Source organism: Micromonospora sp. NPDC048930, from assembly GCF_043197935.1.
Taxonomy (GTDB): domain Bacteria; phylum Actinomycetota; class Actinomycetes; order Mycobacteriales; family Micromonosporaceae; genus Micromonospora.
Window position 1 is genome coordinate 677,182 of sequence record NZ_JBICUB010000002.1, and the last position, 14,108, is coordinate 691,289.

Sequence of the window (14,108 nt, forward strand, 5' to 3'; positions counted from 1 at the left end):
CCGTACACTTGTGGAGATCACTGACCCGGCGCGCCGATCGCGCGCCCATGGGCGATCTTGCGGGCGAATCGGCGGCGTACGGCGCTGCGGCGGGCCATCGCGAAGATGCGCCCCGCTCGAAAGGCATTTCTTGACCACCTACGCTGCCCCCGGCACGTCCCCGTCCGCTGACCAGATCCGCACGCCGGAGCTCCCGGCCACCGACACCCCCGACTTCGCCGCGCTGGGCCTGCCCCGGCAGCTCGTCGACGCGCTGGCCCGCCAGGGCATCACCACACCGTTCGAGATCCAGCGGGCCACCTTGCCGGACGCCCTCGCCGGCCGGGACGTGCTCGGCCGGGGCCAGACCGGTTCCGGTAAGACGCTCGCCTTCGGCCTGCCGGTCATCGCCCGGCTCGCCGACCGCAACCGGGCCCGGCCGCTGCACCCGCGCGCCCTGGTCCTGGTCCCCACCCGCGAGCTGGCCATGCAGGTCAACGACGCGCTGATGCCGCTCGGCAAGGCGGTGGGCATCTTCCTCAAGACCGCCGTCGGCGGCGTCCCGTACGACCGGCAGATCGACGCGCTGCGCCGGGGCGTGGAGATCGTCGTGGCCACCCCGGGGCGGCTCGGCGACCTCATCGAGCGGGGCGTCTGCAAGCTGGACGACGTCGAGATCACCGTGCTGGACGAGGCCGACCAGATGGCCGACATGGGCTTCCTGCCCGAGGTCACCGAGCTGCTCGCCAAGACCCCGGCGGACGCCCAGCGGCTGCTCTTCTCGGCCACCCTGGACAACGACGTGGACACGCTGGTCAAGCGGTTCATGACCGAGCCGGTCACGCACTCCACCGCGCCACCGACCGCCGCCGTGTCCACCATGGACCACCACCTGCTGCTGATCCCGCCGCACGACAAGTTCGCCGTCGCGGCGTCCATCGCGGCCCGGGACGGCCGCACCATGCTCTTCGCCCGTACGCAGCTCGGCGTCGACCGGCTCGTCGAGCAGCTCGCGGCGGTGGGCGTACGCGCTGGCGGCCTGCACGGCGGCAAGACCCAGCGGATGCGTACCCGGACCCTGGCCGAGTTCCGCGAGGGCCGGATGAACGTGCTGGTCGCCACCGACGTGGCGGCCCGGGGCATCCACGTCGACGGGGTGACGCTGGTGCTGCACGTCGACCCGCCGAAGGACCCGAAGGACTACCTGCACCGGGCCGGACGTACCGCCCGGGCCGGGGAGTCGGGCGCGGTGGCGACCCTGGTGCTGCCGAAGCAGCGGCGCACCACGCTGGCCATGCTGGAGAAGGCGGGCGTCGAGCCGGCCCAGACCCGGGTCCGGGCGGGCGACCCGGCGCTGGCCGAGCTGACCGGCGCCCGCGAGCCCAGCGGCGTACCGGTCCGCGACGAGCCTGAGCCGCGCCGTGAGCGTCCGGCCGGTGGCCGCCGCTTCGGCGACCGGGAGGGACGCGGCGGGTTCGGCCGGGACGGGCGCGGCGAGCGCCGCTTCGGCGGCCGGGCCTACGGCGACCGGGGCGAGCGTGGCTCGTTCGACCGGGACGGCCGTGGCTCGTTCGACCGGGACGGCCGTGGCTCATTCGACCGGGACGGCCGCGGCTCATTCGACCGGGACGGCCGCGGCTCATTCGATCGGGACGGGCGTGGTGAGCGGCGCTTCGGCGACCGCGACGACCAGCGGTCCGGCGAGCGGCGCTTCGGGAACCGGGACGACCGTGGCCAGGGCCGCCCCACGGGCGAGCGGGGCTTCGGCGAGCGCCGCCACGCCGACCGGGACGGGCGGGACGACCGCCGCTTCGCCGACCGCCGGGGTGCCGGCGAGCGCGGGGACCGGCGCTTCGATGACCGGCCGACCGGCGGGCGGGGCTTCGGCGTCCCGGACGGCCGGGGCGACCGACGCTTCGGCGAGCGGAGCGGGGAGTTCCGCTCCCCGGACCGCCGGGGCGGCTTCCGCCCCGAGGGGCGGGGCCGGGACGACCGGCGGGGCTTCGGGCGCCCGCCGGCGCGCGCCCACTGAGCTGACGGAACGACGGGACGCCGTCGTCGGGCCACCGCCCGGCGGCGGCGTTTCCGCATCCCGTGCCAGCGCCCGTCGGGTCGCGTAACGTCCGATTCATGCCGACCATGCCGAAGTCCCTCTTCTGGACCAGGACCGACACCGCCGGCTCCGAGCAGGTCGTCTTCGATGACCGTCAGGGCCTCTCCGCGCAGGGCGTGGCGCTGGCCGTCGACCCGATCCCGTACACCCTCCGGTACCGGTTGACCGCTGACGCGGACTGGTCGACCAGACGGCTGGAGGCCGAGGTCGAGGGGGCCGGCTGGACGCGGAGCGTACGCCTGGAGCGGGGCGGGGACGGCTGGCAGGTGCGTACCGGCGAGGAGGGCAACCTGGACGCGGCGCTGGACGCGACCGGGCATCCGCCGGTCGGCCTCCCGGGCACCGGAGAACCGGACCAGCTGGCCGACGCGCTCGATGTCGACCTGGGCGGGTCGCCGCTGTTCAACACCCTGCCGATCCGCCGGATCGGGCTGGGTCGGGCCCCGGCGGACCTGGCCCGGCCGGTCACCGTGGCGTGGGTCCTGGTGCCCAGCCTCCTGGTGGTCCCGGCCGATCAGGTCTACACCTCGCTCGGCCCCGGCCGGATCCGCTTCGCCAGCGGCACGTTCACCGCCGACCTGGACGTGGACCCGGACGGTTTCGTGGTCCGCTACCCCGGCCTGGCCGAGCGGGTCGGCGCGCGCTGACCGTCAGGCCGGCCAGGCGCCGGTGGCGAGGAACCGGTCGATGGTGGCCAGGTGCGGGGCGAGGTCCAGCCCCTGCGCGGCCACCCACTCGTCGGAGTAGTACGTGTGGGCGTAGCGGTCCCCCGGATCGCAGATCAGGGTGACCACCGAGCCGGTCCGCCCGGCGGCGACCAGCTCGGCGATCAGCCCGAACGCGCCCCAGAGGTTGGTGCCGGTGGAACCGCCCACCCGGCGACCGAGGACGGCCGACCCGGCCCGCATCGCGGCCAGCGAGGCGGCGTCCGGCACCTGGACCATCCGGTCCACCACCGACGGCAGGAAGGACGCCTCGACGCAGGGCCGGCCGATCCCCTCGATCCGGGAGCCGCGGTTGGTCCGCACCGACCAGTCGGCGGCCTGCCAGGCCGGATAGAAGGCGGAATTCTCCGGGTCGACCACGCAGAGCTTGGTGGGCAGCCGCCGGTAGCGGGCGTACCGGCCGATGGTGGCGCTGGTGCCGCCGGTCCCGGCGCCCACCACGATCCAGGCCGGCACCGGGTGCCGCTCCAGCGCGAGCTGGGCGTAGATCGACTCGGCGATGTTGTTGTTGCCCCGCCAGTCGGTGGCCCGCTCGGCGTAGGTGAACTGGTCCATGAAGTGCCCGCCGGTGTCCTCGGCGAGCCAGCGGGCCTCGATCACCACCTTCGCCGGGTCGTCGACCAGGTGGCAGCGCCCGCCCTGGAACTCGATCTGGGCGATCTTCTCGGGCGAGGTGGAGGCGGGCATGACCGCGATGAACGGCAGCCCCAGCATCCGGGCGAAGTACGCCTCCGAGACCGCGGTCGACCCCGAGGACGCCTCGATGACGGTGGTCTCCGGGCCGATCCAGCCGTTGCACAGCCCGTAGAGGAAGAGCGAGCGGGCGAGCCGGTGCTTGAGCGAGCCGGTGGGGTGCACCGACTCGTCCTTGAGATAGAGGTCGATCCCCCACTCCCGGGGCAGCGGGAAGGGCAGCAGGTGGGTGTCGGCGGAGCGGTTGGCGTCGGCCTCGACCGTGGCGATCGCCTCGGTCACCCACGTACGGCTGGCCTCGTCACACCGGTCGAGATGAGTCACGCCGGCAACGTTACAAGCGAGGTCAGCTCGGGTCCGGACGGACCCTGCCCGCCTGCCGGCGCTGACCGGCCCGGCCCGCCGCCCGGACCACCGGCAGCAGCGCCAGAGCCAGCCGGGGGAAGGTGTCGAGGAGCCGGACCTGGACGCCGCGCCAGCGCGGCAGGCTGACCACCGGGCGCGGGCGGCGGGCCAGCCGCACCGCCCGCGCGGCCACCCGCTCGGGCGTCAGCAGCGTCCCGGTGAAGGAGGCCAGGGCCCCCGGGTCGTCCAGCTTGTCGTGCAGCATCGGCGTCCAGATCCCGTCCGGGCACAGGCACGACACGTGTACGCCCCGAACGCCGGCCATCCGCAGGTCGGTGAGGATGCCGAGGCTGAACGCGAGCAGGGCGTGCTTGCTGGCCGCGTAGACGGTCTCGCCGGGTGCGGCGACCAGCCCGGCGAGGGACACGACGTTGAGCACGTGCCCGTGGCCCTGCCGCCGCATCACGGCCAGGGCGGCGAGGGTGCCGTTCATCGCCCCGAGCGCGTTCACCTCGACCAGCCGCCGCCGGGTCGCCGCATCATGCGTCCAGGCCGGGCCGGTGGCCAGGATGCCGGCGTTGTTCACCCAGAGGCCCAGCCCGCCGTCGGCGCCCGCCGCCTCCGCCGCCACCTCGGCGCAGGCCGTCTCGTCGCGTACGTCGAGGGCGCGCGACCACCCGCCGAGCGGCGCCGCGGCGGCGGCCACGGCCTCGGCGTCCAGATCGGTGAGCAGGACGCGCCAGCCGTCGGCGTGCAGCGCGGTGGCGATCGCCCGGCCCAGCCCGCCGGCCGCCCCGGTCACCACGGCCGTGCCCCGCGTCGAGATCGTCATCGGCGCACGGTATCCCCGCCCAGCCCGGCAGGACCAGAGTCGCCCGGCCGATGCCGGTCCGCGTCTCGCCGACAGCGGACCTGCTTGCGCCCCGCTGTGGAGCTGATATCTCAGACGACTCAACCGCGCCCGCCCGTGACCCGGCAGCGGCTGCCTGGAGCCCCGCCGGGCCGCTCGTCGCCGTTCGGTGAGTCGTTCGTGATATCAGCTCCACAGGCGGCCGACGAGGGGTGTCGGACCCGACGCGACCCGCCGGAGGCGGGGATCAGGAGGCGGACGGCTCGATCGGCTGGGGGCGGTTCTCCCACTTGGTCGACAGGGCGATGCCGGTACGGGTGGAGGCGACGCCCGGGGTCCGGTTCAACCGGACGATCAGCTGCTCCAGCTCGGCGATGGTGCCCACCCGGGCCTTGAGCAGGAAGGACTCGACCCCGGCCATGAAGTAGCAGGACTCGATCTCCGGCATCTGCCGGAACGCCTCCAGAACGTCGTCGGTGTCGGCGGTGGAGTCCTCCACGATGCCGATCAGCGCCGTGACGCCGAGCCCGATCGCCTCCGGCTCGACCTCGGCCCGGTACGCCCGGATGATCCCGCCCGACTCGAGCTTGCCGACCCGCTCGTGCACGGCCGGGGCGGAGAGCCCCACCTGGCGGGCCAGCTCGGCGTACGAGAGGCGGGCGTTGCCGCGCAGCAGCTCGACGAGACTGAGGTCGATCGCATCCACGGAGTGTCACCCTAGCCGTTCGGGCGTAACGTCCGGCGGTCGGTAACAGTTGAATGTGACGTCATGTAACGGTTCACAATCCAACTGTCAGGGGACCTCTCTGCCGGTACCATTTACTAACTTCTCACTTCCGTGCTTTTTTCGCGTTTGGGCGGACAGGCCGGTTCGCTGGTGCTGTAATTGCCATACGTCCCTCATGACGGCTCTGGGCTCGCACCGGCCGGGGGCAGTGTGTTCAGCCGGGGGCTTCGTCGATGCGAGGAGGGGGCTGTGGACACTGGAGATCGCCTGCTGACACCGGGAGAGGTCGCTGCGCTGTTTCGGGTAGACCCGAAGACCGTGACCAGATGGGCAGCGGCCGGCCGGATAGGCAGCATCCGGACTCCAGGCGGGCATCGCCGGTTTCGGGAATCCGAGGTGCGGGCCCTGCTTGAAGGGGAGGGCATGCTGGACGAGGCGGAGGACATGGGCAAGGCGCGCAACATGGGCCCCACCGCCTCGACCGGCCCTGGCCCGGCGAACGCCGGCATGTACTGAGTCGGCACCGAGCGGGACGCGGACCAGCTCTCCGACCAGCACCGTCAGGTCGGTTCCGCGTCCCGCCGGGCCGCCGCCAGCTCACCCGACCAGCGCCGGAACAGGGTGTGCGGCACGCCGAGCGCATCCAGCACCTTGCCGGCCACGAAGTCGACCAGCTGCTGGGCGGAGGCCGCCGCCCCGGCGCCGTAGAAGCCGGGGCTGGCCGGCAGCACGACGGCACCGGCGTCGTGCAACGTAATGAGGTGCTCCAGGTGGCTGCGGGTCACCGGGGTCTCCCGGGGGACCACCACCACCGGCCGCCGCTCCTTCAGATTCACCTCCGCGGCGCGCTGCAGGAGGTCCTTGGAGAGCCCGATCGCGATCCCGGCGCAGGCCGCCGTGCTCGCCGGGACGACCGCCATGCCGCGTACCCGGTAGGAGCCGCTGCTGGGGCCGGCGGCCAGGTCGCCGGCGGGCCAGTGCCGCAGGTCGGCGTCGGCGAGGTCGCGGCCCAGCCAGGCCGCGAGGTCCTCGGCCCAGTGCCCGTCCCGGAACGGGCGGCCGGTCTCGTCGAGGATGGTCAACCGGGCGGCCCGGGAGACGATCAGGTCCACCGCCGCACCGGCGTCGAGCAGGCCACGGATCACCGCGGCCGCGTACGGCGTACCGGACGCCCCTGAGACGCCGACCACCCATGGTTCGCGCATACCGGCAAGCCTGCCTGGTCGGTTCCGGCCCCGGGCGGGGACCCCCGGGGAACCGTCCCGGACGTCCTGCTTGCCCCACGACAAGCAACGTTGTCCACCCGGGCAACGGCCGCTGCGGCGACCTGCCATGCTTCCGTCTGCGATCCACATCCATGGAAGGGATCGGTGATGACGGAGGCGGTGCTCCGGTCGCTGCGGTCCGACTGCCCGATCGCGCCCCGGCTCTCCCCCTGCGCCGACCGGGTGCAGGAGTGGCTGGTCGACCAGCTCGACGGGCTCGGCCTGCCGCCGGACCCGGCCGCCCGGGAGCGGCTGGCCCGCGCCGGCTTCGCCCGGTACGCCGGCCGGCTCTACCCGGAGGCCAGCGAGCCCGACCTGCGCGCGCTGACCGCGCTGTTCACCTGGTTCTTCCTGGTCGACGACGCCTGCGACGGGCCCGGCCGGCCCGATCCGGCCCCGATCCGCGCGCTGCGGGACGGGGCGCTCGCCCTGCTCCGCGAGGGACCCCGGGCCCGGCACCCCGGGTTCTCCGGCCCGCTGCGCCGGCTGCTGGTGCGGGCGTGGCGGGAGCCCCGGCGCCGGATGCCGGCCCGCTGGCGGCTCCGCTTCGCCGACGCGGTCGCCGACCATCTCGACGGCGTCTGGCGGGAGGCGGTGGCCCGCGGCACCGGCCGCCCACCCGGCGTGGACGAGTACGTGGAGCTGCGCCGGGCCACCTCGGCCGCGTACGTGGCGTACCCGCTGATCGAGTTCGCGGCCGGCCGGCCGCTGCCCGACGCGGTCTACCACCATCCCGCGCTGCGCCGGCTCGGCCAGCTCGCCAACGACCTGCTCTCCTGGTTCAACGACATCGCCTCGCTGGACCGGGACCGGGCCACCGCCGGGGGCCACAACCTGGTGCTGGCCGTGGCCGCCGAGCGGGGCGTGCCGGTGGAGACCGCGGTCGAGCTGGTCGCGGCGCGCTGGCGGACCGAGATGGCCCGCTTCATGGCGCTGCGCGCCGCCGTGCCGTCGTTCGGTCCGGCGCTGGACGAGTCGGTCACCACCCATCTCGACGGGGTGGCCAACGCGGTCCGGGGCACCGTCGACTGGACACTGGAGAGCACCCGCTACCCGGTCGACGCCGGCGACAAGGAGCCCGCGCGGGCTCGCTAGGCCGGGCCTCAGGCGCGCAGGCCGAGGCGGACCACCAGATCCAGCAGGGCGAACACGAACAGCGCGATGCCGACGAAGCCGTTGGCGGTGAAGAACGCCCGGTTGACCTTGCTCAGGTCGGTCGGGCTGACCACCAGGTGCTGGTAGCCGAAGGCGAGCGCGGTGAGCGCCAGCCCGATCCACCAGAGCCAGCCGAAGCCGACCAGCGCGCCGAACCAGATGAACAGGGCGAAGGTCACCACGTGCGCGACGGTGGAGGCGTGCAGCGCGAAGCGCCGGCCGTAGCGGGCCGGGACGCTGTGCACCCCGATCTCCCGGTCGATCTCGGAGTCCTGGCACGCGTAGATCAGGTCGAAGCCGCCGATCCACAGGCCGACGGCGGCGCCGAGCAGCCAGGCCGGCCCGGAGCCGGCGAGGGTGCCGGTGACCGCCAGCCAGGCGCCCACCGGGCCGACCGCCTGGGCAATCGCCAGGATGGCGTGCGGCCAGTTGGTGAACCGCTTGCCGTACGGGTAGACGACCAGCGGGACCACGGCGAGCGGGGCGAGCGCCAGGCAGAGCGGGTTGAGCAGGGCGGCGGCGGCGAGGAAGACCACCAGCGCGACGGCCGCGCCGGTCCACGCCGTGCGGACGCTCACCGCCCCGGTGACCAGCTCCCGGTTGGCGGTACGCGGGTTCCGCGCGTCGATCCGCCGGTCGAGGATCCGGTTGGCGGCCATCGCGAACGTCCGCGCCCCGACCATCGCCACGGTGATCAGCAGCAGGTCGCGCCAGCGGACGTGCCCGCCGTTGACCCGCATCGCGGTCAGCGCGGACAGGTACGCGAACGGCAGGGCGAAGACCGAGTGCTCGATCGTGACCAGCTTGAGGAAGGACTTGACCCGGCCCGGGCGTTCGACGGGCTCCAGCACGGTCGCCATCAGATGCCGTACTCCTTCCAGCGCTTGTCGACCAGCGAGACCACCTCGGGCGACATGGTCATCTCCTCCGGCCAGCCCCGGGTGTAGCCCTCGGTGGGCAGCTTGCGGGTCGCGTCGATGCCCGCCTTGCCACCCCAGAACTGCTGGTACGACGAATGGTCGAGGTGGTCGACCGGCCCCTCGGTGACCAGCAGGTCCCGGGCGTAGTCGACGTTGCCGAAGGCGCGGAACGCGACCTCGTTGTAGTCGTGCACGTCGCAGTCCTCGTCGACGATCACGATCAGCTTGGTCAGCGACATCAGGTGGGCGCCCCAGATCGCGTTCATCACCTTCTGCGCGTGCTTCGGGTAGCGCTTGCGGATGGAGACGATGGCGCAGTTGTGGAAGACGCCGGCGGCCGGCAGGTCGTAGTCCACGATGTCCGGGATCATCAGCTTGAGCAGCGGCAGGAAGATCCGCTCGGTGGCCTTGCCCAGGCCGTGGTCCTCCTGCGGCGGCTTGGACGTGATGATCGAGTGGTAGACCGCGTCGCGCTGCATGGTCATCGTCTCGACGTGCAGCACCGGGAACGGCTCGACCGGGGTGTAGAAGCCGGTGTGGTCGCCGAAGGGCCCCTCGGGCAGCCGCTCGCCGGGCTCCAGGTAGCCCTCCAGCACCACCTGGGCGTGCGCCGGAACCTGCAGCGGCACGGTCAGGCAGTCGACCATCTCCACCCGCTCGCCGCGCAGGAAGCCGGCGAACAGGTACTCGTCGATGTCACTGGGCAGCGGCGCGGTCGCGGCGTACGAGACCACCGGGTCGCAACCGATGGCGATGGCGACCGGGAGGCGCTGGCCGAGCCGCTCGGCGACCGCGTGGTGGGCGGTGGAGTCCTTGTGGATCTGCCAGTGCATGCCCAGCGTGTTCCGGCTGTGCTGCTGGAGCCGGTAGAGCCCGAGGTTGCGCTTGCCGGTCTCCGGGTGCTTGGTGTGGGTCAGCCCGTAGTTGTGGAAGATCCCGCCGTCGCCGGGCCAGACCTGGAGGCCGGGGAGCCGGTTGAGGTCGACGTCGTCGCCCCGGTACACCACCTGCTGGCAGGGGGCGGTCTTCACCTTGCGCGGCGGCACCGACTTGAGCTGCATGACCTTGCCCAGGCCCTCGCGGATGCCGGACCAGCCGACCGGCAGCTCGGGCTTGATCAGCCCGCCGATCCGCTCGCCGATCTCGTCCAACGAGTCGACGCCGAGCGCCATCGCCATCCGCTTCTCGGTGCCGAACAGGTTGATCGCCACCGGCAGCTCGCCCCGGGTCGGCCGCTCGAAGAGCAGCGCCGGGCCGCCGGCCCGGACGGTCCGGGTGACCACCTCGCTGATCTCCAGGGTGGGGTCGGCCGGGACGCTCACCCGCCGCAGCTCGCCCGCGCGCTCCAGGGCCGCGAGGAAGTCCTTGAGATCGGTGTACGGGAAGCCACGAGCCGCCATGCCCGCCATCCTCCCGCACCGCCCCCAGCCCCGCCCACGCCGGGTGCTGTGATGCAAGCAGGGGCCCCTTCTTAACGCCTCCGGTAGAGCAGGGGGCCCCTGTTACACACACCGACACCGGCATGGACGGGAGCTGGACGGGTAGTCGGGCGGTCCGGCGAGGCCGGGGTGGGGGGACCATGGGTGATGGACGGCTTCCGGTCGGGTTCACCGAGCAGCGGGCCCAGATCGGCGAAGTCACACTGAACTACGTCCGCGGCGGGCGGGGGCCGACGGTGATGTTGCTGCACGGCTACCCGCAGTGCTGGCGCATGTGGCGGCACCTCCTGCCCCAGCTGGCCGAGTCGTACGAGGTGGTCGCGCCCGACCTGCGCGGCTTCGGCGACAGCGACGCCCCGCCCGGCGGGTACGACAAGAAGACGGTCGCTGCCGACCTGCACGGGCTGCTCACCGGGCTCGGCCTGACCGGGGAGACCCGGCTGGTCGGCCACGACGTGGGCACGATGGTGGCGTACGCCTACGCCGCCGCCCACCCCGACCAGGTCGCGCGGCTGGTCCTCACCGAGGCTCCGATCCCCGACGAGAGCATCTACACGTTCCCCGCGCTGACGGCCGCCGGCCCGGCGGTGTGGAACTTCGGCTTCTTCACCGTTCCGAACGGCCTGCCGGAGCAGCTCGTCGCCGGCCGGGAGGCGACCTGGGTCGACCGCTTCAGTGACTCGATCATGGTCAACAAGGGCAGCCTCGGCCCCGACGACATCGAGGAGTACGCGGGGCACCTGCGCGACGAGGCGCACCTGCGGGCCAGCTTCGGATACTTCCGGGCGTTCGGCCAGGACGTCGCGGACAACGCGGCGTACCGGGCGACCCGGCTGCCCATGCCGGTGCTCGCCGTGGGCGCCCGGGCCAGCCTCGGCCCGCAGGTCGCCGACCAGGTCCGCCAGTACGCCGACACGGTGACCGGCGAGGTGGTCGAGGACTGCGGCCACTGGCTGTTCGAGGAGCGCCCGTCGCAGCTGGCCGACCTGCTGCTGCCCTTCCTCCGCAGCTGACCCGCACCGGCCACGCCTGGGCGCCGAGCCGACCCGTCAGGCGGCCGGTTCCCAGGCGTACGCGGCGAGGGGCGGATCGAGCGGGGCGCCGGTGAGCCGGTTGGCGAAGGTCGAGATGGTGTACGTGCCGACACCGAGCACCACGTCCAACGCGTGCCGCGGTTGCCACCCGGCGGCGAGGAAGGCGTCCAGCTCCTCGTCGGGGACGGCGCCCCGGTGGTCGAGCACGGCCAGGGTGAATCGGCGCAGCGCCTCCAGCCGGGGCTCGGGCAGCTCGGCGCCGGCCCGGAGCGCCTCGACCAGCTCCGCCGTGCCGTCGTGCCGGCTCAGGGTGGCGGTGTGCATGGCCACGCAGAGGTGGCACTCGTTGCGGGTGGCGACGGTGAACACCACCACCTCGCGGGCGACCGGGTCGAGGTCGGTGGACTCGAAGACGGCGTTGGCGTCCAGGAAGCCCTTGAGCAGCTGCGGCGACTCGGCCATCAGGGCGACGGCGGTGGGCAGGTGCCCCTGCTTGCGGTGGACACCGGCCATGACCGGGCGGGCGGCGGCCGGGGCGGTGTCGGGGGTGTGGGCGGTGAAGACCGGTCGGGACATGACGGTACCCCTCACATAAGATGGTCAACGTGGTTGACCAAATAGTAAACGGGGTTGTCGAACGTGGCAACGTCTGACCGCCCCGGCTTCGCGCTCCCCCTGCTGCTGCTCGCCGGCTTCCGTACGCTGATCGACGACCTGCACGCCGAGCTGGCCCGGCAGGGCCACCCCGAGCTGCGCCCGGCCCACGGCTTCGTCCTCCAGGCGGTCGGCGCGGGCGGCATCACCGCCTCCGACCTGGGCCAGCGCCTCGGCGTCTCCAAGCAGGCGGCCGGCAAGACCGTCGACCGACTGGTGGTGCTCGGCTACCTGGAGCGCGTCGACGACCCCGCCGACGCCCGCCGCAAGCTGGTCCGGATGACGGACAAGGGCCTGGACGGGCTGCGCCGCTCGGCGGTCGTCTTCGACCAGCTCCGCGACCGCTGGGCGGCCACCCTCGGCGCCGACCGGGTCGCGGCCATCGAGGACGACCTGCGCCGGATGGTCCCCGCCGAGTTCTTCCGCCTCGACGTCCCCGGCTGGTTCGGCGGCTGAGCCCCACTCCCGTCCTGGCGTGAACCCGGAACCCCGCTGACGGAGAGACAGGGTGTCAGATCGTTCGTGGACGGGAGGTTCCTCGTGAGTCAGCTCCGACAGACCGCACCACCGTGCTGACGGTGGTGGGCGGTCGGGGCGTCGACGACGCCACGGCCATCGCGGCGTCCCACCGGGACGCCGAGGAGTTCGGCGTGCTCTATGACCGGTACGCCGCCCAGCTCTACCGCTACGCCCACCGCCGGGTCGGGCCGGAACTCGCCGAGGACGTCGTGGCCGACACGTTCCTCGCCGCGTTCCGCCGGCGCAGCTCGTACGACCTCGCCCGCACCGACGCCCGTCCCTGGTTCTTCGGCATCCTGACCAGAGAGATCGCCCGGCACCGCCGGTCCGAGGAGGCCCGCTGGCGGGCCCTCGCCCGGGCCGGGACCGACGACGTCGCCGAGGGCTTCGCCGACCGGATCGCCGCGTCGGTCACCGCCCGCTCCACCCGGCGTCCCCTGGCCGAGGCGCTGCGCCGGCTCTCCCCCGGCGACCGGGACGTGCTGCTTCTCGTCGCGTGGGGCGATCTCAGCTACGAGGAGGTCGCCGAGACGCTCCAGATCAAGATCGGCACGGTGCGCTCCCGGCTGCACCGCGCCCGCCGCAAGCTGCGCGCCGCCCTCGGCGACAGCAACCCGACCGACATCACCGAGGTGGACCGATGACCGACCTGAAGTCGCTGGACGAGTTGGGCCGTACCCTCGACCCGCCCGCACCCACCCCGCCCGGCCGGCTCCGGCACCGGGTGCTCACCGAGGCCACCCGGCCGGCCCGGGGCCGGCGACTCACCGCCCCCCGGTTCGGCTGGCGGCTGGCGGCGGTGGGCGGCCTCGCCGCGGCGCTGACCGCCGGCGTGCTGGCCACCCAGGTGGTCTCCTTCGGGGAGCGGACCCCGGTGTCCACCGCGTCCGCCGCCGAGCGGATCCTCGCCGGCGCGGCCGAGCAGGCGAGACGTCAACCTGCCCGGCCCGTCCGCGCCGACCAGTTCATCTACGTCGAGTCCCGCACCGTCACGATGAGCGTGCACGAAGGCGGTTCGGAACCGGCGACGATCAGTCCGGCACACCGGCGGGTGTGGCTCTCCGTCGACGGCACTCGGGACGGGCTGCTGCGGGAGCGGGGCGACACGGCCACCGGCCGGGAAGAGATGGTCCTGCCGGGGTGCCAGGACGGTACGAGCACCCAACGGAAGTCCGGCAAGCCAGTGCAGGTCGAGTGCACGCCCACCCCGGGCTACCACGCCGACCTGCCCACCGACGCCGATGGCATGTTGGCGTACCTGTATCGCGGAGCGGACCGGACGAAGAACCCGCGGGACCAGGAGGCGTTCACCACCGCCGGCGACCTGATCCGGGAGGCGTACCTGTCGCCCGCCACACTGGCCGCCGTCTTCGAGGCGGTCGCGCGGATTCCCGGCGTACGGGTCGTCGGTAACGTCACCGACGCGGCGGGCCGCGCCGGGGTGGCCCTGGCCCGGGACGAGGTGCAGGGCATCCGGGCCGAGCTGGTCTTCGACCGGAAGACGTCCGCCTTCCTCGGCGAGCACGAGGTGCTGACCCGGGACGCGTACGGCCTGAAGGCCGGGGAGTCGATCAACTCGACGGCGGTGCTGAAGGTCGCCGTGGTCGACCGCGCCGGACAGCTCCCCTGACGGAAGCGCCACACGCCGGCCGGGATAGGGCCCCGGGGCCTGTCCCGGCCGGCGGCCGCC

The 14,108-nt window shown here is 73.5% G+C and carries 15 protein-coding genes; 8 read left to right on the forward strand and 7 right to left on the reverse strand.

Annotated features, from left to right (window positions below; genetic code table 11):
• Window positions 1–130: 130 nt before the first annotated feature.
• Together ACGFI9_RS08610 and ACGFI9_RS08615 are read left to right on the forward strand one after the other, a co-directional pair.
• On the forward strand, window positions 131–2,011 hold the full coding sequence (locus ACGFI9_RS08610) for a DEAD/DEAH box helicase (RefSeq protein WP_393176433.1): 1,881 nt from the start codon (window positions 131–133) through the stop codon (window positions 2,009–2,011).
• 107 nt (window positions 2,012–2,118) lie between these two features.
• Window positions 2,119–2,739 (forward strand): putative glycolipid-binding domain-containing protein, encoded by a 621-nt coding sequence (locus ACGFI9_RS08615; RefSeq protein WP_393176679.1) that lies wholly within the window; start codon window positions 2,119–2,121, stop codon window positions 2,737–2,739.
• A gap of 3 nt (window positions 2,740–2,742) precedes the next feature.
• On the opposite strand, the gene ACGFI9_RS08620 is transcribed toward ACGFI9_RS08615, so the two are convergent.
• From ACGFI9_RS08620 to ACGFI9_RS08630, 3 genes are all read right to left on the reverse strand, one after another.
• Window positions 2,743–3,834, reverse strand: a complete 1,092-nt coding sequence (locus tag ACGFI9_RS08620) for a PLP-dependent cysteine synthase family protein (protein WP_393176435.1) — start codon at window positions 3,832–3,834, stop codon at window positions 2,743–2,745.
• Window positions 3,835–3,856: 22 nt separating this feature from the next.
• Complete coding sequence (locus ACGFI9_RS08625; protein ID WP_393176437.1) at window positions 3,857–4,687, reverse strand: SDR family NAD(P)-dependent oxidoreductase; 831 nt, start codon at window positions 4,685–4,687, stop codon at window positions 3,857–3,859.
• Window positions 4,688–4,952: 265 nt separating this feature from the next.
• A complete protein-coding gene (locus tag ACGFI9_RS08630; RefSeq protein WP_393176439.1) occupies window positions 4,953–5,411 on the reverse strand; it encodes an Lrp/AsnC family transcriptional regulator in 459 nt (152 codons plus the stop codon).
• A gap of 270 nt (window positions 5,412–5,681) precedes the next feature.
• Between ACGFI9_RS08630 and ACGFI9_RS08635 the strand changes: the two genes are divergently transcribed.
• Window positions 5,682–5,948: a BldC family transcriptional regulator gene (locus ACGFI9_RS08635; protein ID WP_013473529.1), complete on the forward strand. Its 267-nt coding sequence runs from the start codon at window positions 5,682–5,684 to the stop codon at window positions 5,946–5,948.
• A 44-nt stretch (window positions 5,949–5,992) separates the two neighbouring features.
• On the opposite strand, the gene ACGFI9_RS08640 is transcribed toward ACGFI9_RS08635, so the two are convergent.
• Complete coding sequence (locus ACGFI9_RS08640; protein WP_393176441.1) at window positions 5,993–6,637, reverse strand: UbiX family flavin prenyltransferase; 645 nt, start codon at window positions 6,635–6,637, stop codon at window positions 5,993–5,995.
• A gap of 168 nt (window positions 6,638–6,805) precedes the next feature.
• On the opposite strand from ACGFI9_RS08640, the gene ACGFI9_RS08645 reads away from it, so the two are divergent.
• On the forward strand, window positions 6,806–7,792 hold the full coding sequence (locus ACGFI9_RS08645) for a terpene synthase family protein (protein ID WP_393176443.1): 987 nt from the start codon (window positions 6,806–6,808) through the stop codon (window positions 7,790–7,792).
• 8 nt (window positions 7,793–7,800) lie between these two features.
• Here the strand turns inward: ACGFI9_RS08645 and mqnP are convergent, their stop codons facing one another.
• Window positions 7,801–8,712, reverse strand: coding sequence for a menaquinone biosynthesis prenyltransferase MqnP (gene mqnP / locus ACGFI9_RS08650; RefSeq protein WP_393176445.1), 912 nt, complete (start codon window positions 8,710–8,712; stop codon window positions 7,801–7,803).
• Window positions 8,712–10,172, reverse strand: coding sequence for a menaquinone biosynthesis decarboxylase (locus tag ACGFI9_RS08655; protein WP_393176447.1), 1,461 nt, complete (start codon window positions 10,170–10,172; stop codon window positions 8,712–8,714). The genes mqnP and ACGFI9_RS08655 overlap by 1 nt, the downstream gene beginning before the upstream one ends.
• 179 nt (window positions 10,173–10,351) lie before the next feature.
• On the opposite strand from ACGFI9_RS08655, the gene ACGFI9_RS08660 reads away from it, so the two are divergent.
• Entirely contained in the window at window positions 10,352–11,224 is an 873-nt protein-coding gene (locus ACGFI9_RS08660; RefSeq protein WP_393176449.1) for an alpha/beta fold hydrolase, read from the forward strand.
• A 36-nt stretch (window positions 11,225–11,260) separates the two neighbouring features.
• Here the strand turns inward: ACGFI9_RS08660 and ACGFI9_RS08665 are convergent, their stop codons facing one another.
• On the reverse strand, window positions 11,261–11,821 hold the full coding sequence (locus ACGFI9_RS08665) for a carboxymuconolactone decarboxylase family protein (RefSeq protein ID WP_393176451.1): 561 nt from the start codon (window positions 11,819–11,821) through the stop codon (window positions 11,261–11,263).
• Window positions 11,822–11,884: 63 nt separating this feature from the next.
• On the opposite strand from ACGFI9_RS08665, the gene ACGFI9_RS08670 reads away from it, so the two are divergent.
• From ACGFI9_RS08670 to ACGFI9_RS08680, 3 genes are all read left to right on the forward strand, one after another.
• Window positions 11,885–12,355 carry a MarR family winged helix-turn-helix transcriptional regulator gene (locus ACGFI9_RS08670; RefSeq protein WP_393176453.1) on the forward strand — a complete coding sequence of 157 codons (471 nt, stop codon included), beginning with the start codon at window positions 11,885–11,887 and terminating at the stop codon, window positions 12,353–12,355.
• 113 nt (window positions 12,356–12,468) lie between these two features.
• Window positions 12,469–13,062, forward strand: a complete 594-nt coding sequence (locus tag ACGFI9_RS08675; RefSeq protein WP_393176455.1) for an RNA polymerase sigma factor — start codon at window positions 12,469–12,471, stop codon at window positions 13,060–13,062.
• Window positions 13,059–14,048 carry a CU044_5270 family protein gene (locus ACGFI9_RS08680; protein ID WP_393176457.1) on the forward strand — a complete coding sequence of 330 codons (990 nt, stop codon included), beginning with the start codon at window positions 13,059–13,061 and terminating at the stop codon, window positions 14,046–14,048. Before ACGFI9_RS08675 ends, ACGFI9_RS08680 begins: the two co-directional genes overlap by 4 nt.
• Window positions 14,049–14,108: the final 60 nt, after the last annotated feature.